The organism is Bacillus sp. ISL-39 (genome assembly GCF_018613295.1).
Lineage (GTDB): Bacteria > Bacillota > Bacilli > Bacillales > Cytobacillaceae > Mesobacillus.
Genome location: NZ_JAGGQM010000029.1, coordinates 19,986 through 41,067 on the forward strand (window position 1 = coordinate 19,986; position 21,082 = coordinate 41,067).

Sequence of the window (21,082 nt, forward strand, 5' to 3'; positions counted from 1 at the left end):
CCCTAACTCAATAACTACTTCATTTTATTTGTATTACTCATTATATAATAGATTAAAAAAATCAAGAAAATGTGGAGAAATCTGATAATCCTAGATTATCGGACGTCGTTCCTTATTCAAGTTGATTCAAGAATCAACTTAGACAAGTCATAAAGTATTGTTTATTCAAGACTAAAGTTCAATGGCTAAAGCATTTTAATAATTTAGCAACTGATAACCAATTATTTTTTTTCCACTCTCTGTTTCCTTTAAAACGATCTAGTGAGGCAGAATTGTAGCAAGAATTGAGGCAGTATTTAGAAGAACTAAAATAGAAGAAAGAACATCTTAATTATCTTATATAACGGCCTTTTATTTACAAAGGGTAACTCGAAAAATAATCATATAAAAAAGGGTGTTCAGAAAGTCTAAAATATGACTTACCTGACACCCTGTTATTTTTAAGTTGTTTTATTCAATCGGTGATAGTTCATCCTCTGTTACCCATTTATGATTTTTTACTTCTTCACCATTTGTAGTCAGTGTGAAATCAACCATGTACACTGTTGTTTGTTCAGCAGAATCAATTTCAGCAGTTGCCCCGTCCATTCCCTCCATATGTTCAGCATTTATAGTAACTTCTGATCCAGGTTTAACTGTTTCTTGTCCGACTCCCTCTAACTCTTCATGAATCACCCATTTATGATCTTCCACTCTTTCTCCCCCGGTAGTCGGAGTATATGAAACAGTATAAACCGTTGTGTCATATGCCCCTACAATAGTTGATTCCGCACCTTTCATACCAGGCATATGATCGGATTCAATAATTGCTTTGCTCCCAACTTCATAAGCTGGTGAAGCCGCCTCTTTTAAACCTTCAGGAACTTCACCCGAACCGGACATATCCATATTGCCATGATCCATATCTTCCATATCTTCATCCATATTATCCTGGGTCTCTTCTGTATTGTTAGTACCCGTACTTTCATTTTTTTCTTCATTTGCATTTGCACATGCCCCTAGTAGTAATAAAAGAAATGTCAGCAATACAAATAGCATTAATCTTCTTGTATTAATTCTTAACATTCAATAAACTCCTCCTTTGGCATTTTAGATTATCTTACCCTGAATTAGTAATTAGACACATCAATTCCCTTAATCTTTTATTCCCCATCTGCGAACATTTATCTGAAAGTCAAAATTATTACTTAATAACTGCATAGAAGGCAATCATTTAAAAATTACTAATCAGTATGGTTTTTTCATAGGTAAGGGAAGAAACGAGAATGACTCAGTAAGTCACTCCCATTTCTTGTACTTTTTTCTAGACCTTTTCTAGCGAATAGGTTTCCATTTTCGTAAAAACAGTGTATTGCCAACTACTGAAACAGAACTGAAAGCCATAGCTCCTCCAGCGAGAATTGGGTTTAAAAGGCCGATTGCTGCAACCGGTATCAATATGACATTATACGCAAATGCCCAGAAAAGATTTTGTTTGATTTTTCTCATTGTAGATTTTGATAAGCTAATTGTATCAACTATTCCCATCAAATCACCTCGCATTAAGGTGATATCCGCAGCTTCCATAGCAACATCTGTACCTGTTCCAATGGCAATACCAACATGCGCAGCAGCTAGTGCTGGTGCATCATTGATACCATCCCCGACCATGGCTACAATTTTCCCTTCCTGCTTCAATTTTTCTACCTCGGCTGATTTGTCTTCTGGGAGAACTTCGGCAAGTACCCGATCAACCCCCACCTGATTGGCGATAGCCTCGGCTGTCAATTTATTATCGCCAGTTATCATAATAACTTCTATGCCCATGTTTTTAAGGTGTTTAATTGCTTTTGCAGATGTTTCCTTTACTGTATCAGCAACTGCGATTATACCGGCAAGGTTGTCATTAACTGCTATTAACATAGCAGTTTTCCCTTCACCTTCAAGTTTTTCCATTCGATTTAATGCAGTATCAATAACGATACTATTTTTGTGCATTAACTTTTTATTCCCTATAAATACCTTTTGATCATTTATGTCCACTTGAATTCCATGCCCTGGGATGGCATTAAAATTTTGAGCATCCTGGAGCTGAAGATTCTTCCCTTTTGCTCCATTAATAATTGCTTCTCCAAGTGGATGCTCTGATCCTTTTTCGGCAGAAGCAGCTAATTGCAATAATTCATTTTCACTGTATTCCCCAAATGTGATGATATCTGTTACATCGGGTTCTCCTTTAGTTATAGTACCGGTCTTATCCAGTACAACGGTAGTTACCCGCTGTGCTGTTTGAAGATGTTCAGCTCCTTTAATAAGGAGGCCATTTTCAGCACCTTTTCCAGTACCAACCATTACTGCAGTTGGTGTAGCCAAGCCTAATGCACAAGGACATGCAATAACCAGCACAGCAATAGTGCTGACAAGGGCAGGCGTAAATCCTGCCAGGAAATAAGTTATAGCAAAAGTACCTAATGCAATTAGTATGACAATCGGGACAAAGATTCCAGATATTTTATCGGCAAGTTTCTGAATAGGGGCTTTTGAGCCCTGAGCTTCTTCGACAAGTTTGATAATTTGAGCTAATGCAGTATCCTTTCCAACTTTGGTCGCTTTAAAGGTAAACGCCCCGTGTTTATTTACAGTTGCTCCAATAACTGTGTCGCCTTTTCCTTTTGTAACAGGCATACTTTCACCGGTAAGCATGGATTCATCAACTGTAGTATTTCCCTCGATTATTTCTCCATCTACTGGAACCTTTTCTCCTGCTCGAACAAAAATCAAGTCACCTGTTTGAACCTCTTCTAGTGGAATATCAAGTTCTTCTCCATTTCGTAGGACCTTTGCTGTTTTTGCTTGAAGTCCCATGAGCGTTTTAATCGCTTCTGATGTTTGTCCTTTTGCTCTTGTTTCAAGCAATTTACCCAAAACAATTAAGGTCATAACAATGGCAGCTGCTTCATAATATAAAAATTGCCCTGTACCTAATATCGTGACAATTAGACTGTAAAAATATGCTGCTGATGTCCCCAGTACAACTAAAACAGCCATGTTTGCACTGCCCCCACGAACCGCGTTGAAGGCATCACGGTAATAATGGCCACCTACATAGAATTGAACTGGAGTAGCAAGAAGGAATTGAACCCATGGACTCATATGAAAGAACATCCCATTTCCATATTCCATCGCAAAATCCGATATCATTTGAACTAAGAAAAACACAGATAAGATTGCTCCTACAGTAAATTTTCTGACCTGAGTTTTGTATTCCTTTTCCCTTGCACTGCGTTCATAATCATCATCCCGATCGCCTACTACCCTGGCATCATAGCCGACTTTTTTTACAGCTGCCATGATTTGCTCGATATTTGTATTTCCAGGAATATATTCAATAATTGCTTTTTCAGTTGCTAAATTGACAGCTGCACCAGTAACTCCTTCGACCTTTTCCAACGCTTTTTCAACACGAGTTGCACATGATGCACATGTCATTCCGATGATATCGAGTTGAACTTTTTCCTCTTGAACCCCATAGCCGGTCTTTTTTATTTTAGCAATGACATCATCAACAGTAGCAACATCAGGATCATATATAACAGAAGCTTTCTCTGTAGCGAGGTTCACATTAGCCTTTTGTACACCTGGAACTTTGGCAATGTTTTTCTCGATGCGTGTGGCACACGCAGCACATGTCATTCCAGTGATATTCAATGTGACGTTTTCTCCTGAAGGATTAGTTTGAGTCTTTGCTATAGATTTCTCATCCATTATTCTTCCTCCTTTTTAGATAGAAATAAGGATACATACTATATTTTTAAAAACTGTTATATACCCACACAGGGTATGTATTTTTTTAAAAAGAAAGGGTGTCCCATTAAGCACACCCTTCTTCATAATTAATTCACATCATAACCTTGATCATCAATAGTTTCCTTAATCTTATCCAGGGAAACTTCCGTTGGGCTGTATTCAACATCGACTTTTCCGCTTTCTAGATGAACTTTAACATTTGAAACTCCAGATAATTCTCCTACACTACCTTCAATCGCTTTGACACAATGTCCACACGACATACCTACTACATTTAATGTTACCTTTTCCATTTCTAACAGCTCCTTTACTTTTTTATTAACTTATGAATAGTAACGAGTACTTCATCTATTACATCGAAATCTCCTTGCTCCAGGCGGTCCACTACGCATCCCTTTAAATGTCCTTCTAAAAGAACTTTTGCCACGCTGTTCAACGCAGATTGGGTTGCTGATATTTGTGTAATAACATCATCACAATAAGTGTCTCTTTCGATTAACCCTTTTATGCCACGTATTTGACCTTCTATTCGGTTTAGTCGAACCACAAGCGAGTTTTTCACTTTATCCGAGTGATGACTTTTTCTTTCAAACGCGTAACAATTTACTTCATCAGCGATTAAAGTATTCGTTTTTATTTCAGGATGCATTTAGCTTCCCCCCTTCTACAATTAATATACTATACCCCTGTACCCTATGTAAATATAAATAAATTTAATTTTTGAAAAATATGTAATTAATGTGAACGCGAAACAAGAGAAGCATTGTAGTTGATTTCCAGTTTGCTTTGTTGGCATTGCCTGTCTACTACCTATGTATCATTTTGTACATAAAAAGGGGTTTATCATTTTAGTGTCATTAAGATATTTAGCAAGTTGAATACTCGATTCTGCGAATCCATTTCTTAAACATAGTTGCCATCTAAAAACACTGAAATGTCTTCTACAGATCTGCATAACCGGGTTTATTGTTCTATTACGGGACATAAAGAAAATGAATGATTGGCACTATTACGGAGAATTTAGGAAAAGCCATCCCTCGTTTATTATACAGGGGTGGCTTTTAGGTCATGCTTCACTCTTTTGACAGTATACTTCATGCAATTTTATATAATTTCCTATAACAGGTTACATTTCTATTTAAGATCACTTTTATCCTGACTTCCTACTGTTACCTTCTTCAACAATTTCTTCCCATGTTTTCCCACTATCACTACTTGTATATACATTTAGTAGGTCGGTTGCAAATGAGAGCTCTTTTTTGTTTTCACGGTTTACGGCAATATAAGAGATAATTCCCTCAAAGTTTTGGGGCATATTTAAATTACTGAAACTACTATCACTGATATTAATTTGTAAGATTCGCTTGTCACCATTATTTGTTCCTGCAATTATTGTATCATCATCTGAAAATACAGCAGCACTCACACTTAAATCCGTTACTATCTGTTCAAACGAATCCCCATAGTTCTCAGAAAGATAGAGACCCTGATCTGTTCCAATTGCGAATGTTCCCTTTTTGGAAGGATGTGCCGCCATTACTAAAGGAGAGCCGGAAATCCCTTGCAAATTCATTAAATTCCAGGTTTCTCCCTGATTATTTGAGTAGTAAAATCCTTGTTTTTTCATTTTGGAATTAGGTTCAGATGCAAAGACATAGATTTCTTCTGTTTCGTACCCTACGGACAATGCATGGAAATCTGCCTCCCCATGCAAATCAACTACATCAACCGTCTGTCCATTGTCCTTGCTTTTTACAATTCCTAAGGGATTTTGAAGGTTAGAACCAGGTGCTGGGTGTCCACTGCTGTAAAATCCATCCTTAACGGGTGAATACCCCATATAATCATTTTTTGGTCCTTCTGGTATTGACCATGATCCATTAGAGTATACCTTTAAACCATCATGGACTGCTGCAATTAACTTTTCTCCATCTTCTGAATAGCTCAGACCATGCAAGTCAGAAAATGTCATTTTATTTCCTCCGTTATTAGGAAGAAGAATTATAATCACGAATAAACCCATTACTACTAGAAAGAGCCACCCTAAGTCAAACTTTTGCTCTTTGTTTTGTTTCTTCTTCTTAGACATCGTTTCCCTCCTGAAATCTATTATTCCTTTACTTTTGTCACTAATATCCCATAAAACTGTGCATTTTTTATGAAGCACCATATTGATATATATGATTTGAGGATTTTAAGTGATTTAACAAGAGGGAGATAGTCTATTTTAAAACGCCAAAACTAAAACAATCAATTCCCGTTTACTTCCACAGCTTCCCAATAATATTCACTGAAAACTTCTGCAAATGCTTTAATAGAATGATCCAATTCAATGCTATTATTTTCTATTCCTCCAAACTCAAGCAGCATCGATTGGCTGGAAAGGTCTTGATTATATACTCCATTCCCATCATCTTTTGTCTTTACAAAAACACCTCTGCTGATTCCTGGGAATTTCTCTTCTAGCATTTTATTTAACTCTTTAGCCAAGGCAAGGTTTTTTTCATAGTTTTTGTTATCTTTTCCCACAATAAAAAACAATCTGGCGTAGGGTTTTCCATTTATAATTGTAGTTGTAAGCTTTCTTGGCTGGGAGTCTCTATGAATATCAATAAGATAACTAATTGACGATTCTTGTGCCATTACCTCTTTTACTGTCTCCCTTGAAAGCGTATAGGAATCATTGTAATTCCAATTTTTCTTTTTCAATTCTTCTGTAACATTGGATGTGCTATGGCTTGCTCCAATGCCTTTTTTCATTAATTCATCTCTTAGCTTCTTCCCAACCGCAATGATGTTTTTACTTTCATTTAAACTAACAGCTTCATCTGCCGTTTTCTTTCCAGGTAAAGTTGGTAAAAAAGCTTCCCAGCTGTGCGAATGATAAATATACGCCACATCTTTTTCAGTTTTAGGGACAGGCGTAACCGGATTCTCTTGAGAAACATTTGTTTTCGCTAGCTCCTTATCTGCTCGTTCTTTCTCCTTTAACAGCACCTCCACCGGGGGAGCTGACTCCATTGGCAGAGTAGTGAGGTCTGTTCCTCTTCCAGCGATAGCAATTTCTGTGTTGAAGTTGGAGAAACCAGGAATTTCTCTGCCAAGAAATGTTCTAATGTCTTCGGGCCAAATATTTGTGATAGTGAGGAATACCGCTCGGGAGATAGAGGGTGTTTCTTTTTCATCAATACTTGGTCTAAGTGAAGCAATTTCAGTTGACATGAGGCTTAAGAGGATATTGGTATGTACCTTTTCACTAGTAGCTGTAATAATGGAAGAACTCAATTTTTCTTTTAAATCAAGAAAATTAATGAAAAATATGATACCAAAGATTAATAAAAATAGAGAGAAATAAATCCTGTGAACTTGTAATATAAATATAGTATTTTGATGTCTTTTGTTCATTCGTTCCCTCCGTTCTATTCCTATCAAATCTACTGTATTTATATGACCTAAAGTAAAGTTATAGACTATTTACCGGTTGAATTCTATTGCAGTTGCACAGGAAAATACCATTCCATATTACCCCTTCTTCACTATTTTTTAGATATTCAAATTAAAAATTCCAGCGTAGAACCTAGGTGAAAGAAAGGTATTTTAACTTCTTGAGGGCAAAAAAAACAGACATCAAGTGCCTGTTTTTTTGCTTATCAAACCATATGACGGCATGCTCCAAGCATATACTGCGAGGTACTGGTGCAATGTAAATTTAAATGCTTCACCATTCGTTTCTGTAACCCTCGCAAAGGTCCGTTTACAACTGGCAGATTTGTTTTACAACCAAAAAAAATAATTAAACTACGCTATAATCAAACAAAGTTAATTAACCTCTAACGCTCGTTTTAAGGTTTCAATATTTTTATTCATCAAGCTAATATAGTCTTCGTTGTTTTTAATATCTTCTTCTGTTAATGATTCTAAATTGTGAAGAATCAAAGTTTCTGCCCGATTTCTTCTTTTATGACCTCGGCCACCCGATTCTCGACATTTTGCTCGAAAAGGATATAATCCAATTCAGCTTTTGCAGCGGTTTTTACTATTTCTGAGAGCTGTTTTTGAGACGGTTCAGCACTAGGAGAAAGACCGCTAATTCCTATTTGCTTCAAACCATATGCATCTTCCCAATAACCATAGGCAGAGTGGGCAACGACGAAAGTTTTATTTTGTGACTCGTTGACCATACTTTCAAAGTTGGAATCTACAGCTTCTAAATTAGTTTTCAGAGTTTGAAAATTCTTTTCAAAGTAATTTTGCTGTCTGGGATTGATTTTGATTAATGCATTCTTTAATTTTCAGCAAGCTGCACGGATCGCCCTGGGTCTAGCCAGACATGAGGATCAAAATCCCCCTCTTCTCCAGTATGTTCCCCTTCATTTTCTTCTTCATTTTCTTCTTCATGTTCATCTTCAGGAGATTCATATGCACTTATTAGCGGAATGCCTTCGGATGCTTTAACAATGGCTGTATCCTCATTTTTCACAGCACTAATGACGGCATCAGTAAAACCCTCGATTCCCGTTCCTAAATAAATGAACGCATCCCCTTCAGCAATTTTGACCATGGTTTTAGTTGTAGGTTCAAAGGAATGAGCATCAGACCCTGCTGGTACGATGTTTTCTACTTCTACAAAATCCCCACCTATTTTTTCTGAAAAATCCTGAAGCGGAAAAATTGTCGTGAAAATTTTAATCTTCTCTTCATCTGATTCATTGTCAGTATCGTCTTTTGCTGCTTGACTGCACCCTCCGAAAACTAGGATGCTAGACGCAAACAATATTAGCCACAGTGATTTAAACAGAATGTTACCTCCTCCATTAATAAATAGTAATGATTACGATTTGTATTTTATAAGTATTTCATTAAAAAGGCAATATAACTTCTATTTTTTGCATAAAGTATGAATTCTAAAAGGAGCATTCCCTCCTTTTTAATCTGCCTATTCTTTATTCCATTGTAAATTAAATGACTCAGGATTTTTGTAAACAAATTTTGTTTATCCTTGATATTGATTGAGGCATCATTTATATTTTCCTGTTTTGCTTTTGAAAACACTTCGAATGAATACGGCCCACTGCAGCAAGAAAATGGCTATTACGGTGACCATAAAAAGGCTTTTGCATCCAATTATAGCTGCCTAATCTGAAAAAGAAGAGGAAAAATGCAATGTGCAATAATGCCAAAATATATAGAGTCCCACTTTTCTTCTGGAGGTAATCCCAAGTCCTTCTCCCTAAAACGTTTATTGCATAATTATTCGATATTAAAGCAAGCATAAATAAGTAGACTAGTCCCACAGCACCAACTAGGTTAGCGAGGGTGAAACCGGGTCAAACGAAAGCTGGCCAGTTTCTTGGTTAACACCAATGATCAGTCTGATCGGTTCCCAGTAAAACCATCCTTGGAATAATACATGTACATGCAATAAAGCCATGATGCAGCACCAGACCCCTAACTCCCTTCTCCAAGATAAAAAGCGGACAAATAGGTTACTCAATTTACTTAAGGGACCGATCATAATAGTTATGACGAGAAGAAGAAGTGATACATCAGCATAGGCTCTATTCCAGGCATGCATAGAACTCCATTCAGACCTACTAATAAAGAATAGATAAGCTAGAATAATGCTTATCAATCCAACAGCCATGTGCCTCACATATATATTCATAAACATAACATGCAATCCCTCTCTCCCTCTCTTTAGTTATCAGCCCAGAGTGTGTCACTTTGAACGACTTTCTAGACGAAATGCTGTTTCATAACAAAGTATTATTTAGATATGGATACAGCCAATTTGCAGTTTCCAAAGAAAAAACGAAAGCCTCTTGGATATTGGCGGCTTTCGTAGATTCGATTAAGGATCTCCCTGAAAAATTTGTTCCTTTCTCAAACCCAACAACACCAATCAATTTGATAGCTGAATTAGTTGAGTAATATACTCAATATGCTTACCACTCCCATTATCATAAACCAAATCACAAAAAATAAGCCGTTGGGCATTTTCTTGTCCGAACTCTTTTCTTTCCTGAAGCGACAACACGATATAGGACATCACTCCTTCGGTCTTAGTGATTATTCCCGTTTGACGGGACTCAATATGGCAATATACACTATTCCATCCTGGACAAATGCCTCAAAAATATCCAGCGGCCTTGGAGGGGGGCCACCGATATTTACACCAAATTCGTCATATTTCCCTCCATGACAGGGACAATAAAACGCGACTCCTTCCTATGAATTCAAACCCTGCTCTGCTTTTCCAGCAATACATCCCAAATGTGTACATACAGGTGACATAATCATTAAAGAGTCCACATTTGCGTTTTTATTGATGTATACAAACCCCTTCCATTTTCTGTTCAACCCATGCATCTTGAACGGTTGTTTTATAAGGCACTTTCTTAAGGAATTCTCCCTTTTCCAATTCACTGATAGGTCCAAGGCTGGCCATCGAACTAGTATCCACCTTTTTGATATTGTGGCAAGCATTCAAACCAAGAGGAAGAACAGAAACGCCAATAACTCCTGCCGTCCCTTTGAGCGTTTTAGCTATAAATGTTCTCCTGCTCCATTTATCCATATTCTCCACCTCCTATTTAGGACCAATCTTAACATTACTTTTTGCGAAAATTTCTAATTATTGTTTACTAAAAAAATACCTTTTCAAAATTTTCATGGTAAGTCTTGCCCTAATAACCTTTTCAAAAAAAAGAAATGAATTTTTCATCCATAATTTCTGCATTTATTTGTATTATGATTTCCTTAAAAAATTTCTGGAGGTATACAGCTATGAAATTAAAGTTACTTTCAATTCTCATTTTATCCACCCTTTTTATTGCTGCCTGTTCCAGTAGCAGTATGAGTGAAATGGATCACAAAAACATGGAAGAAGAACCTAGCTCTGAAGTAAATGAAAATATAGAAGGTCTACAAACAGCAACCGTTACTGAAACACTTACTGGCAATGAAATAAATATTATTGCCAAAGAAGCCATGCACCAGCTAAATGAGGATGTTAGCGTAAAAGCACTTACTTTCAATGGCTCTGTACCCGGCTCCCAAATTCGGGTAAAGCAAGGAGAGAAATTAAAAATCAATCTTAAAAATGAACTGAATGAACCAATCTCTATACACTGGCATGGAATTACAGTGCCAAATGAAATGGATGGCATCCCTGGTGTGACACAAAATGCAGTCCAGCCAGGTGAAAGCTTCACATATGAATTTATCCCTGAAGATCCAGGAACGTATATGTACCATACCCATCAAAATGCTGTTGAACAAATGGATAAAGGGCTTTACGGTTCATTTATTGTAGAACCAAATGATAAGTCTTATGATCGTGATTATACCCTTATGCTTGACGAGTGGATGAGCAACCCTGCAGAAGGTAAGTCCAGCATGGAAGGAATGGACCACGGGAATATGGGGTCAGATGAAGATGGTGATAAAGAGGCCAATTCCTCGGATACCAGCATGAGTGGCATGGATCATGGGAATATGGGCTCGCACGGGAATGACAGCATGAATGGAATGGGCCATGATATGAGTGCTTACGATATCTTTACGATAAATGGCAAAAGCGGTAAAAGTATTGAGCCTTTAAAGGTTAAAGAAGGTGAAAAGGTCAGAATTCGTCTTGTCAATGTAGGGTATATGTCTCATAAAATCCACCTGCATGGACATGACTTTAAAGTAGCAGCAATTGACGGACAAGAACTAAATGAACCAAAAGAATTGAGAGATCATGTGATTGCTATAGCACCAGGTGAGCGATATGACATTGAATTTACGGCAAACAACCCGGGAGAATGGTTCATAGAACGGCACGGAGACATGGAAGTTTCAAGTGGAATGAAGACAAAAATTCAATATGAAAATTCTACTGATTCATCTGACAAGTCCAACCAGTCCGAAAAGCTTCCCGAATTCACATTTATGAATTATGGCGGTTCTGAAAAGGGTGAGTTCTCACTGGATCAAAAATATAATGTTGAATATAAAATGGATTTAAACACTGCTATGGATGGCAACGAAATGGCCTATACGATTAACGGCAAGACTTTCCCAGAAACAGATAACATAACTGTTGAGGAAGGTGATCTTGTTAAAGTGACCCTGACAAATAATTCTATGATGGATGATCACCCAATGCATTTACACGGCCACTTCTTTCAGGTCCTCAGCAAGAATGGAAAACCTGTGGAAGGTGCTCCTATCATGAAAGATACAATTAACTTAAAACCAGGTGATGAATATGTTGTTGCCTTTAAAGCAGATAACCCTGGAAACTGGCTCTTCCATTGTCACGATTTGCATCATGCCACTGCTGGAATGGTGAACATGGTTAAATACGATGGATTTAAAGTAAACTTCACTCCAGATCCTGATGCTAATAATAAACCCGAATAATAACCTCTTCCGTTAGAGCATTAAAATGTAGAATAAGAAAACTGATTTCAAAGAGGAAGCCTACCTGGCTTCCTTTTTTACTTTCAATCCCTTCTTCAAGCGGTATATATAGCCTTTCCTCAACGTGTTTTCCGATTTCCTCTCTAGTTGGAACCTAACTAGATTTAGTCCTCGCAACTTCTTCTAAACTTACCGGAGTCGTTGATATTGGCCTCTTTCTATACGAAAAACTGAAGTTTTCCAGCCACTTTCCTGCAGTCGAAGTCAAATTGCATTGGCTGTCAGGCTAGCACTTTAATAGCATAACCCCTACAACAGAAACTGAGCTGAATGCAGTAGTTATTCGGGCGAGGAAGGGATTTAAAATCCCCTTTATCTTGGCAGGGATTGTTATGATATAAAAGCTGTAGTCTATTTCTGCGTAGTGGCCCTTGACAGAATAAATAAAGGATTCAACTCTAGCTAGATTCTTTAGGTTTTTTCTATTACTTTGCAATTGCAAAACTGATTTCATGCGGAGTCTTACCAAGCTTAATCTTTGAAAGAATCTTCATTGATTTAGCATCCACCACAGTTAAATCATCAGAATCCTTGTTAGTGACATAGAGTTTATCTGTTCCTGGCACCAATGAGACATGATTGGCGGTTTTCCCGGTCAGCACATTCCCCTCAAGTTTTCTAGTATCCAAATGAATTTTAATGAGGTCATTCGATATACGATTGGATGCAAACAAAAATTTTCCATCAGCAGAGAGAGCTAACCCATGTGTTCCTTCTCCTGCTTTTACTGTTTCTATTTCTGCCCTGTTTATTAAGTCTACAACGGATACGGTACCATCTGTTACATTCGCTACGTAAAGGTATTTATCATCCGCTGAAGGCTCGACCTCATTTGGAATGGTGCCGACTGGAATTGTTGCGATGATCTTAAATGTTTCTGTGCTAATCAATGTAATATCATTTGACAGAATATTCGCGACGTAAGCCAGGCTTCCATCTCTGCTGAAATCTATATGCGACGGGCTTTTTGATGTAGTGGGGATTTCTTTGACCACTTTATGGCTGCCGGTTGCTACTACGGTTATATAGTTGAATTCTTTCCCTTCCTTGAAATCCCCGCTCGCCAGGTACAAGTACTTCCCATCCGGAGTCATATCAATTCCATGAAGGTTCTTGCCTGTATCAATTCTTTTTACTATTTCCCCTGTTTTAGAATCAATAACCAATAGCTCCCCGCGACTATAATTCCCAGCATAAATCCATTTACCATCTTTACTGGCCTCAATCCCGTCGGATAGCACATTGTCTACTTTAAGCGTTCTCATAACCTTATCTTTTTTAGTATCAATAACAGAAATAGTCCCTTCATCGACATTCGGAATATAGGCAACCATTGTGTTACTATTCTTTAGTCCTATCACGTAAATAATGGAGAGCAGCAGTAATATAGCTGCCCCCGACACCATCAACCGATTCTTTTTCACTGTTCTCCCTCCTTGGCGGACTGGAAAATATCCTCATTTGTCCAACTAAACGTTCTCACTGGTATATTATCGATTTGCTCCAATTTAAGGCTCACCTCTTTGAAGTCAACAGTCACTTGTCCATCCCAAGTTAATATTCCGCTCATATGATGAGAATCCTCTGATGATGCTTTCCATATGAATTCTTGGCTTTCTTCCCTTTCATCAAAAACAATCTTGGAGGCTTTAGTGATATTGTATTTTGATAGATCGACAGAGTGCGTATTCAACACCAACTCAAACACCAGTTGGTTGGTATTGCTTTTCTCCGGAATGATTGTGGCTTTTACGGCAACAGCTCCTTGGGTATCCGTTTTTGTAAGGCTGTCATCTTTTTGATTCAATCCAGCCACCTCTTTTTTTCCCTTCACCTGTTCAGCGATGGTAGGCGTGACTGACTGTGCATTTTTGTCAAAGTCTAAAATCAAATAAACGGAACCTCCAAATAACACAACTATTGCTGCCACAAGCACGATTCTTTTATACTTGTTCATTTATCTTCCTCCAATTGACCCTATTGGAATTTCCTAAAATCTCATGACTCCTTTTTTATAATTCATTAATGCCACCCAATCACCTCTGCTTTTGAATTTCATATTAGGCAATTCCTCAACAAATGCTTCAATCATCTCCCAGATTATTTTACTTGCATCTTCAGTCATCATTACTTGGTTCATGGTATACAAAGCCTCCTTTACTATAGAGAAACCTTTTTTCATTATGATTGTATAAATCAAATGTGTAGAAATAATCGAGTTTATGTGACGAATAATTGTATTCAGTAATGCAAGAAGCCGCCCCTCAAAGATATAAGGCGCGGCATCCATCCATTACTTCATGATCGTGATTCCATTTGGGACTTCTCCAATCTTAATCGTTTGTTTTACTTCTTTCGTTATAAGTCTATTATGCTTACCGTATTTTCGAAATATTAGTTACATACGCAGTATAACTGTCCCCACTCAGCACCACGCCATGTGCTCCTTTGCCGGTTTCAATCGTAGATATAGCTGCTTTTGATTTTAGATCAACAATCGTTATGCTGTTAGAAGGATTACTCTATGTTCCCTGATTGGCGACATAGGCAAATTCATTATTCGAAGCAAGGTATACCTGAGCCGGGCCAATGCCAACTCCTACCTTCTCTATGTTTCCACTTTCCAGATCAACAATTGCCAGAGCATTTTCAGCATTCAGCGTCGCTACCAATGTCTTCCCATCAACACTTATTCCTGTTGTAACAGGAGCGGCACCTACCTGTATTTTCCGATCTTCTTATGTGAATGTTTTTTTTCCTCATGAAGGACTCAAAGTTCTCCAACCAGGAGTCTGCAAGTGACATAAGCCCAAATCCACCTAGTCTAATTTCAGAATCAATCCTTTTAATTCTTTTATAGCTTTTTTCATACAACTTAAAAAACTCTTCTTCGGTTCCTGACCAAAAACTTTTAACCTCTGGTTCATTCCAAAATTCAAAATACCAGGTTCTTACCTCCATTAAACCGTAGCGGTTAATGATATGTTTGAAAAAGGCTTCTAACAATATTAACCACCTATTCATATCCTTAGGTGGAGAAACAAATGCATTCCACCAGAAAATCTTATCTTCTGTACTCGCTAAATCCTTTGGCATAAAACCTATTTCAATAAAAGGTTTTACATTTGCCTTTAATAAATTATCTAAAAGAGAATCAATATGATTAAAATTAAAATAATATGTTCCATCCTGTTTCTCGTTATAAACAAGAAGTTGATCGGCAAAGATTCCATGAAATCGAACATATTCAAACCCATTTTCCTGTTGGATTTGTTGCAGCTGATCAGTAAAATCCCTTCTAAGAGCATGAGGGGCATATCCATAGGCCATTAATTTAGTAAAGGTTGGAGTAATCTTTCCTTTAAATTCCTTCATGTCAATATAATATTTTTGTCCATCAGTTATAAGGTCTTTTCTATTTTCGTCATTTCTATCTTTTTTCACTAGGTGTTTAAATAAGTTCACCAGTGATTCACCGCTATTAATATTCAAGTAATCTTTAGGAATGTTTTTTTCAATATCAACCTTATATTTCTCTCGATATTGCATCGGTGTAATTCCTAACACTTCCTTAAATACCCTGTAATAGGCTTTGTTATCAGGGAAACCATATTTTAGTGCTATTTCTGTAATCGTCTCATCTGTTGTCCTTAATGAAAATAATGATTTATTAAGTCTGATGCTGTCTAGTTTCTTCTTAAATGATTTCCCAACATTTGACTTAAAATATCTTGATAAATATTGTGGATTTAAAGAAAACTCGTCTGCAATTTCCTGTAAACTTTATTGGGAATCCATACAATGGTGATTCTTATATTTTAATATCTCAAGCAGTCTTTGGTCGCGAGCTATCTCTCTCTCTTTAGTCTGTGTAGGAAGTTCATAATGTTCCAATAGTATGACAATTAACTCAAGTAATAATTTCTCAATTTTTAAATGGTACAGATTCTTTCTGTTAAGTATGAGGTCCATCATATTTGCTAATATGTATTTGATATGATCGAGTGTGTATGTGGATTCAGTTACCATTTTTTTAGAGTTTAAATAAAACCTTTTTTCTGAAAGGTTAAAATTATGTTTTTTTACATATTTATGATCAATTTGAAGTGCTAAAACATGTGTTTTCCCTATTGCAGTCTTAGAGTTGACGAAATGGAGTTCGTTCCCATTCACAAGGAACAAATCCCCCTCTTCAAGTTGAAAGCTATCCTGATTACTCTTATCTCTAAGGAACCGTCTAGAACGAAAAGGAGTTCAAGATCTTCGTGCCAATGATATGGAAAACGTTCAACGGTTTGCGTAAAGATTTTAATCGGCAAATCTACTTGGTAGTCTATTTGCTCATACTGGTAACGAGTATCCATTTTTCTTCTCCTTCTCCAAAAATTAAATTTACTTTAGCATAATAAGAATACGTTAACAACTAAGTAAATTTAAATAGGATTTTCACATTTTAGAAATCATCTAAATTTGTCCGTTAGTAAGTTATACTTTCACATGACAAAGGCACTCATTGCTGAGTGCCTAAAAATATTAGAAAAATAATATAGTAATTCTACGAAGAAAAATCAAAATAATTCCTCTTTAGTATTCTTGGCTGCGTCATAAGTTCCTCAAAAGTAAGCACTTTATCTAATTTTTTAGTATTGATTAAAAACAGCTGGTCTTCTATTTCTTTTGTGATTAAATCTGTCTGATAGATCATTTCACAATCGAGACATTTTACAGTTGGTGTCTCATCAATCTGAATTGCACGTGAACCATCCGGCAGCTCCCAAAATACCCTGTCAGTTACATTTCTTACGTTTTCGCTGCTGCACCAGTCACACTTTTTCACTGCTTTCCCTCCTTATTCCGTGGCAGATGTTGGAGTTACCCCTTGCTCATCAGTCGCTTCAGGCCCTTTTTTCTGCTGAGATAAAAACTTCTTTTCTTTTAGCTCATCTCGTTTTTCACGTTTATCTTTTAATGATGAATGCGCAGGATCGACTTCATATTGTTCTCTCCGATCCAGTCTGCGAAGTCCTTCGGGAATGAGATTGAATTCACTGTCATTCATGATAGCAGCAATACCAGTATTGGATTTTTTGTTTTCATATTCTGGATATACCTGTTTGAAGTATCCTTCTGCTCTGCCTGGAACATAACTTTCAGGCTCGGGATAAGAGGTGATTACACCTTCAAAATTCCGCAGCACCACTTTTTCTGGACTTTGGGAAATCAGGTAGTTTGGCTGCAAGGAAATTTTGCCGCCTCCGCCAGGTGCATCGACCACAAAGGTTGGAACGGCGTAGCCGGATGTATGCCCCCTTAAGCCTTCAATAATTTCAAGGCCTTTTGTGACCGGGGCACGGAAATGGCCGATGCCTTCAGAGAGGTCACATTGGTATATATAATAAGGGCGGACACGAATTTTAACGAGGTCATGCATAAGCTTTTTCATAATCGGGACACTGTCATTGATTCCTGCAAGTATGACGGATTGGTTTCCAACAGGGACACCTGCGTTGGCAAGCATTTCACAGGCCCGCTTTGAGTCTTCAGTAATTTCAATTGATGTATTGAAGTGTGTATTCAGCCAGATTGGATGGTATTTTTTGAGGATTGAACAAAGATTCTCTGTGATGCGCTGTGGGAAAACAACTGGTGCACGAGTTCCAATCCTGATGATTTCAACATGGTCGATTTCTCTCAGGTTTTTTAATATATATTCAAGAATATTATCGTTGATCAGCAGGCCATCTCCGCCAGATATCAAGACATCACGAACTTCAGGAGTATTCCTGATGTAGTTGATTGCGGCATCAAGCTGTTTCTTTGCAACCCCCATGCCGATTTGTCCCGAAAATCTCCTCCTTGTGCAATAGCGGCAATACATCGAGCATTGATTGGTTACGAGGAAAAGCACCCTGTCAGGATATCTGTGCGTCAAACCAGGTACAGGTGAATCTTCATCTTCATGAAGGGGATCTTCAAGATCATATTTTGTTTTGTGAATTTCCTTGGAGATTGGCACTGACTGCATCCTGATCGGACAGCGCGGGTCGTCTGGATTCATTAATGAAGCGTAGTAAGGTGTTATATTCAGCGGGATTGTTTTCGTCGAGATCCTGACACCCTCTTCTTCTTCGGGTGTAAGATTAATAACCTTCTTTAAATCATCAAGTGTCCTGATTGTATTTGTAAGCTGCCATAGCCAGTCATTCCATTGTTCCTCGGTAACATTCTTCCAAAGTTCTATATCCTTCCAGTGTCTTAAAGGCTTATATAAAGTCTGTTTCATTCCAATTCCCCCTAGCTATTTTTATAGCTATTTATAATGCAAGTTCCGTGCCAAAAGTGACGGATTATTCAGAATTCGGCAATCCCGCTTCCTGCAAGGCTTTAGTAAACTAGTTTGGGAATTTAATCTTAAAAAAGAAAATAACCTGCTGAAAATTCGGCAGATTAGAATGTCATAGATTTAATTTTTTCATTTTATATTGTAGTGTTTGTCTTGGAATGTCGAGGAGGACGGCTGCTTTCTGGACATTTCCGCCAGAAGCATCCAGCGCATCACTGATTATTTGGATTTCCAGCTCTTTTAGATGGTCTCTCAAAACAAATGAAGTACGTGTTTCTTCAGCAGGATCTGGCTGGATGTTTTTCATCATCATCGGCAGATCCTGTCCGGTCAGCATACTGCCTTCACATACATTCATCATGTATTCAATAGTATGCTTCAGTTCCCTGACATTGCCAGGCCATGGGTGTTTGCAGAAAATGGCTTTTACATAATCATCAAGCCCGGAGACATGCTTACTCAGCTGCTTGTTATATTGACTGATAAAGATATCGGACAAATAAAGGATATCTTCTTTCCTTTGCCTTAAGGGGATCAGTTCGAATGTCAAAACATTCAAACGGTAAAACAAATCCGTCCGAAGCTGGTTTGCTTCCATTGCCTGGGCAGGATAAACGTTCATCGCAGAAATCACCCTGACGTTGACAGAAATGACATGAGTGCTTCCGATTCTTCTGACAGCGCCATCCTCAAGGACACGAAGAAGCTTGGCCTGGAGGTCGAAGGGCATCGAATTAAGCTCATCTAGAAAAAGTGTTCCGCCATTAGCCAACTCGAACAATCCAGGCCTGTCCACTGCTCCAGTATAGCTTCCCTTTGATGTGCCAAACAGGATGCTTTCAAGCAGGTTTTCCGGAATTGCCGCACAGTTTTGCGCAATGAAAGGTCCAGCTGCCCGACTGGAGGCGTTATGGATGGATTGGACGAAAAGCTCCTTTCCGGTCCCGCTTTCCCCATACACAAGAATCGGAGAATCAGATTTTGCCAGTTTCTCTGCCTTCTTTTTAATCATCATAAAATGCTTATTGCTTGTAATCAGGTCGCTGAACGTATAGCCGGCTTGCTGTTTAACAGCTTTCCCGCCACGATGCTTATGACTCTTTTGAATTTCGACCAGACGTTCAGAAAGCTGCTTGATTTGAGAATAATCCTTTGCAATTTCAACTGCGCCAATCAATTCTCCCTGCACAAAGATGGGCAGAGTCGAGTTGACAGTGTCAATTTTTCGCCCATGTAAATTGACGAAGGACTGGGTTTCATTATAGATCGGTTTCTTCGTTTCAATTACTTTCAATAGAGTGCTGGACTGATTGTTCAGTGAAGGGAATACAGCAAGGAGCGGCTTTCCAATCACCTCATTGATTTCCAGTCCATCGTGCCTGGCAGCTACTTCATTATAGAAAATGGTCATACCGTCTGTATTCACAACATGGATTGCTTCGTCGATGCACTTCAATATTGCGCTCAAGATTTCTTCGGTCACATTGGATATTGAATTCATCTCATCACACTCCCATATTCAGTATATGACAGAGTGCCGAAAAACTGTCTTTTCACTGCCCAAAATTTGGCGGTTTTGCCAAATCTTTTATCCAAACGTTCATGTTTTCAATTTTATCATAGATAAACACATTGTTCACCAGTCTGCCACGGTATGCATAACCCAGTTGATGGAGGGCTGCGTTCATCCCGAACGATAATGCCCTGGCGATGGAGTAAGAACAATATATGCCATTTTCGATCAGTTCCTCCTCAAGGCGGGCTAGCAGCACCTTCATCAATCCGTGCTTCCTGTGCTCTTTTAATGTCGCACAATCAGTCATCTCTGCATTTTTATAAAAAGAGTCCACTTCTGCTGATGCAGCGCTTACGATCTGACCATCATGGACAAATCCGTAATAAATGGTTCCTTCTTTCATTGTTTTGACGATATACTCTGGATCATTCAACGGTGTGGGATAAATTTGGAAAACTACTTTGTATAAATGAGACAATCCTTTTGAATCCGTTTCGTCCATCTTTTTCAAAATGTAATCCTTTGGAGGTGTGAGTTTCTGTGCTGGTTCTGCCAGATGGTAAACACTTTTAATGATTCCATCCTCTTGAAGCCAATGCGGCGAAGTCCTTCTTTCGTCGCTGAAAAACTTCGAAAAGAACACACAGTCAGAGCCCAGGAAGAACCCATCAATACTTGCTTCAAAACTGAAACCTCGTTCGATCAGCTGTGTAAAATGTTCTCTTCTTCCTTTGATAATCAATTTGTCAGCCTTTTCACTCTCAATAAACCCTTCAGCTCGATCCAATACTTTTGATAAACTCCCTAAATAATCTTCTACTCTGACTCGTTTATTCTGTTTATCAAGATAAACGGTCATGTTATACTCCTTTTCCGATAAAGCTAATGTTTTTCCTAAGTGCATATTCAAACCCCCTATTACCGATATTCAACATTTCAATCGTATGAAAAGCCCGGCTTAAAGCCAG

18 protein-coding genes and 1 pseudogene are annotated in these 21,082 nt (G+C 38.0%); 2 read left to right on the forward strand and 17 right to left on the reverse strand.

Going from position 1 to position 21,082, the window contains the following annotated elements; translation table 11 throughout:
- Positions 1 to 450: 450 nt before the first annotated feature.
- The 7 genes and pseudogenes from J7E37_RS19725 to J7E37_RS19755 all read right to left on the reverse strand — a co-directional run bounded on the left by J7E37_RS19725 (position 451) and on the right by J7E37_RS19755 (position 8,560).
- Positions 451 to 1,065, reverse strand: a complete 615-nt coding sequence (locus tag J7E37_RS19725) for a YdhK family protein (protein WP_214738054.1) — start codon at positions 1,063 to 1,065, stop codon at positions 451 to 453.
- Between the two features lie 249 nt (positions 1,066 to 1,314).
- The gene (locus J7E37_RS19730) at positions 1,315 to 3,744 is read right to left on the reverse strand and encodes a heavy metal translocating P-type ATPase (RefSeq protein ID WP_215026571.1); all 2,430 of its coding nucleotides are present in this window, start codon (positions 3,742 to 3,744) and stop codon (positions 1,315 to 1,317) included.
- Positions 3,745 to 3,872: 128 nt separating this feature from the next.
- On the reverse strand, positions 3,873 to 4,079 hold the full coding sequence (copZ, locus tag J7E37_RS19735; RefSeq protein ID WP_214738050.1) for a copper chaperone CopZ: 207 nt from the start codon (positions 4,077 to 4,079) through the stop codon (positions 3,873 to 3,875).
- Between the two features lie 14 nt (positions 4,080 to 4,093).
- Positions 4,094 to 4,435: a metal-sensitive transcriptional regulator gene (locus J7E37_RS19740; RefSeq protein WP_214738049.1), complete on the reverse strand. Its 342-nt coding sequence runs from the start codon at positions 4,433 to 4,435 to the stop codon at positions 4,094 to 4,096.
- 501 nt (positions 4,436 to 4,936) lie between these two features.
- Positions 4,937 to 5,875 (reverse strand): F510_1955 family glycosylhydrolase, encoded by a 939-nt coding sequence (locus tag J7E37_RS19745; RefSeq protein ID WP_215026574.1) that lies wholly within the window; start codon positions 5,873 to 5,875, stop codon positions 4,937 to 4,939.
- 161 nt (positions 5,876 to 6,036) lie between these two features.
- Positions 6,037 to 7,191: a stage II sporulation protein P gene (gene spoIIP, locus J7E37_RS19750; protein ID WP_214781162.1), complete on the reverse strand. Its 1,155-nt coding sequence runs from the start codon at positions 7,189 to 7,191 to the stop codon at positions 6,037 to 6,039.
- 527 nt (positions 7,192 to 7,718) lie between these two features.
- Positions 7,719 to 8,560, reverse strand: a pseudogene (locus tag J7E37_RS19755) (metal ABC transporter solute-binding protein, Zn/Mn family).
- A 950-nt stretch (positions 8,561 to 9,510) separates the two neighbouring features.
- Here J7E37_RS19755 and J7E37_RS19760 point away from each other — a divergent pair.
- Positions 9,511 to 9,717, forward strand: a complete 207-nt coding sequence (locus tag J7E37_RS19760; RefSeq protein WP_215026577.1) for a hypothetical protein — start codon at positions 9,511 to 9,513, stop codon at positions 9,715 to 9,717.
- Positions 9,718 to 10,108: 391 nt separating this feature from the next.
- Here J7E37_RS19760 and J7E37_RS22165 read toward each other — a convergent pair whose 3' ends face one another.
- Entirely contained in the window at positions 10,109 to 10,363 is a 255-nt protein-coding gene (locus J7E37_RS22165; RefSeq protein WP_251009774.1) for a hypothetical protein, read from the reverse strand.
- Positions 10,364 to 10,572: 209 nt separating this feature from the next.
- On the opposite strand from J7E37_RS22165, the gene J7E37_RS19770 reads away from it, so the two are divergent.
- Positions 10,573 to 12,195: a multicopper oxidase family protein gene (locus tag J7E37_RS19770; RefSeq protein ID WP_215026580.1), complete on the forward strand. Its 1,623-nt coding sequence runs from the start codon at positions 10,573 to 10,575 to the stop codon at positions 12,193 to 12,195.
- A gap of 485 nt (positions 12,196 to 12,680) precedes the next feature.
- Here the strand turns inward: J7E37_RS19770 and J7E37_RS19775 are convergent, their stop codons facing one another.
- The 9 genes from J7E37_RS19775 to ablB form a co-directional block, all read right to left on the reverse strand.
- Positions 12,681 to 13,679 carry a YVTN family beta-propeller repeat protein gene (locus J7E37_RS19775; RefSeq protein ID WP_214781158.1) on the reverse strand — a complete coding sequence of 333 codons (999 nt, stop codon included), beginning with the start codon at positions 13,677 to 13,679 and terminating at the stop codon, positions 12,681 to 12,683.
- Complete coding sequence (locus J7E37_RS19780; protein WP_214781156.1) at positions 13,676 to 14,212, reverse strand: hypothetical protein; 537 nt, start codon at positions 14,210 to 14,212, stop codon at positions 13,676 to 13,678. Before J7E37_RS19780 ends, J7E37_RS19775 begins: the two co-directional genes overlap by 4 nt.
- 33 nt (positions 14,213 to 14,245) lie before the next feature.
- Positions 14,246 to 14,395 carry a hypothetical protein gene (locus tag J7E37_RS19785; RefSeq protein WP_214781155.1) on the reverse strand — a complete coding sequence of 50 codons (150 nt, stop codon included), beginning with the start codon at positions 14,393 to 14,395 and terminating at the stop codon, positions 14,246 to 14,248.
- A gap of 382 nt (positions 14,396 to 14,777) precedes the next feature.
- Positions 14,778 to 14,927, reverse strand: coding sequence for a hypothetical protein (locus J7E37_RS19790; protein ID WP_214781154.1), 150 nt, complete (start codon positions 14,925 to 14,927; stop codon positions 14,778 to 14,780).
- A gap of 10 nt (positions 14,928 to 14,937) precedes the next feature.
- The gene (locus J7E37_RS22545) at positions 14,938 to 16,026 is read right to left on the reverse strand and encodes a GH39 family glycosyl hydrolase (protein ID WP_353050050.1); all 1,089 of its coding nucleotides are present in this window, start codon (positions 16,024 to 16,026) and stop codon (positions 14,938 to 14,940) included.
- A 784-nt stretch (positions 16,027 to 16,810) separates the two neighbouring features.
- Positions 16,811 to 17,092, reverse strand: a complete 282-nt coding sequence (locus J7E37_RS19800) for a YokU family protein (protein WP_214781152.1) — start codon at positions 17,090 to 17,092, stop codon at positions 16,811 to 16,813.
- A 12-nt stretch (positions 17,093 to 17,104) separates the two neighbouring features.
- The gene (gene kamA / locus J7E37_RS19805; protein WP_214781151.1) at positions 17,105 to 18,538 is read right to left on the reverse strand and encodes a lysine 2,3-aminomutase; all 1,434 of its coding nucleotides are present in this window, start codon (positions 18,536 to 18,538) and stop codon (positions 17,105 to 17,107) included.
- 172 nt (positions 18,539 to 18,710) lie between these two features.
- Complete coding sequence (locus J7E37_RS19810; protein WP_214781149.1) at positions 18,711 to 20,099, reverse strand: sigma-54 interaction domain-containing protein; 1,389 nt, start codon at positions 20,097 to 20,099, stop codon at positions 18,711 to 18,713.
- 52 nt (positions 20,100 to 20,151) lie between these two features.
- Positions 20,152 to 21,018 (reverse strand): putative beta-lysine N-acetyltransferase, encoded by an 867-nt coding sequence (gene ablB, locus J7E37_RS19815; protein WP_214781147.1) that lies wholly within the window; start codon positions 21,016 to 21,018, stop codon positions 20,152 to 20,154.
- Positions 21,019 to 21,082 lie beyond the last annotated feature (64 nt).

Coding starts and splice junctions, on each gene's coding strand:
- J7E37_RS19770 (WP_215026580.1), top strand. CDS start 10,573: ATGAAATTAAAGTTACTTTCAATTCTCATTTTATCCACCCTTTTTATT.
- J7E37_RS19740 (WP_214738049.1), bottom strand. CDS start 4,435: ATGCATCCTGAAATAAAAACGAATACTTTAATCGCTGATGAAGTAAAT.
- copZ (WP_214738050.1), bottom strand. CDS start 4,079: ATGGAAAAGGTAACATTAAATGTAGTAGGTATGTCGTGTGGACATTGT.
- ablB (WP_214781147.1), bottom strand. CDS start 21,018: ATGCACTTAGGAAAAACATTAGCTTTATCGGAAAAGGAGTATAACATG.
- J7E37_RS22165 (WP_251009774.1), bottom strand. CDS start 10,363: ATGGATAAATGGAGCAGGAGAACATTTATAGCTAAAACGCTCAAAGGG.
- J7E37_RS19785 (WP_214781155.1), bottom strand. CDS start 14,395: ATGAACCAAGTAATGATGACTGAAGATGCAAGTAAAATAATCTGGGAG.
- J7E37_RS19730 (WP_215026571.1), bottom strand. CDS start 3,744: ATGGATGAGAAATCTATAGCAAAGACTCAAACTAATCCTTCAGGAGAA.
- J7E37_RS19745 (WP_215026574.1), bottom strand. CDS start 5,875: ATGTCTAAGAAGAAGAAACAAAACAAAGAGCAAAAGTTTGACTTAGGG.
- kamA (WP_214781151.1), bottom strand. CDS start 18,538: ATGAAACAGACTTTATATAAGCCTTTAAGACACTGGAAGGATATAGAA.
- spoIIP (WP_214781162.1), bottom strand. CDS start 7,191: ATGAACAAAAGACATCAAAATACTATATTTATATTACAAGTTCACAGG.
- J7E37_RS19810 (WP_214781149.1), bottom strand. CDS start 20,099: ATGAATTCAATATCCAATGTGACCGAAGAAATCTTGAGCGCAATATTG.
- J7E37_RS19780 (WP_214781156.1), bottom strand. CDS start 14,212: ATGAACAAGTATAAAAGAATCGTGCTTGTGGCAGCAATAGTTGTGTTA.
- J7E37_RS19725 (WP_214738054.1), bottom strand. CDS start 1,065: ATGTTAAGAATTAATACAAGAAGATTAATGCTATTTGTATTGCTGACA.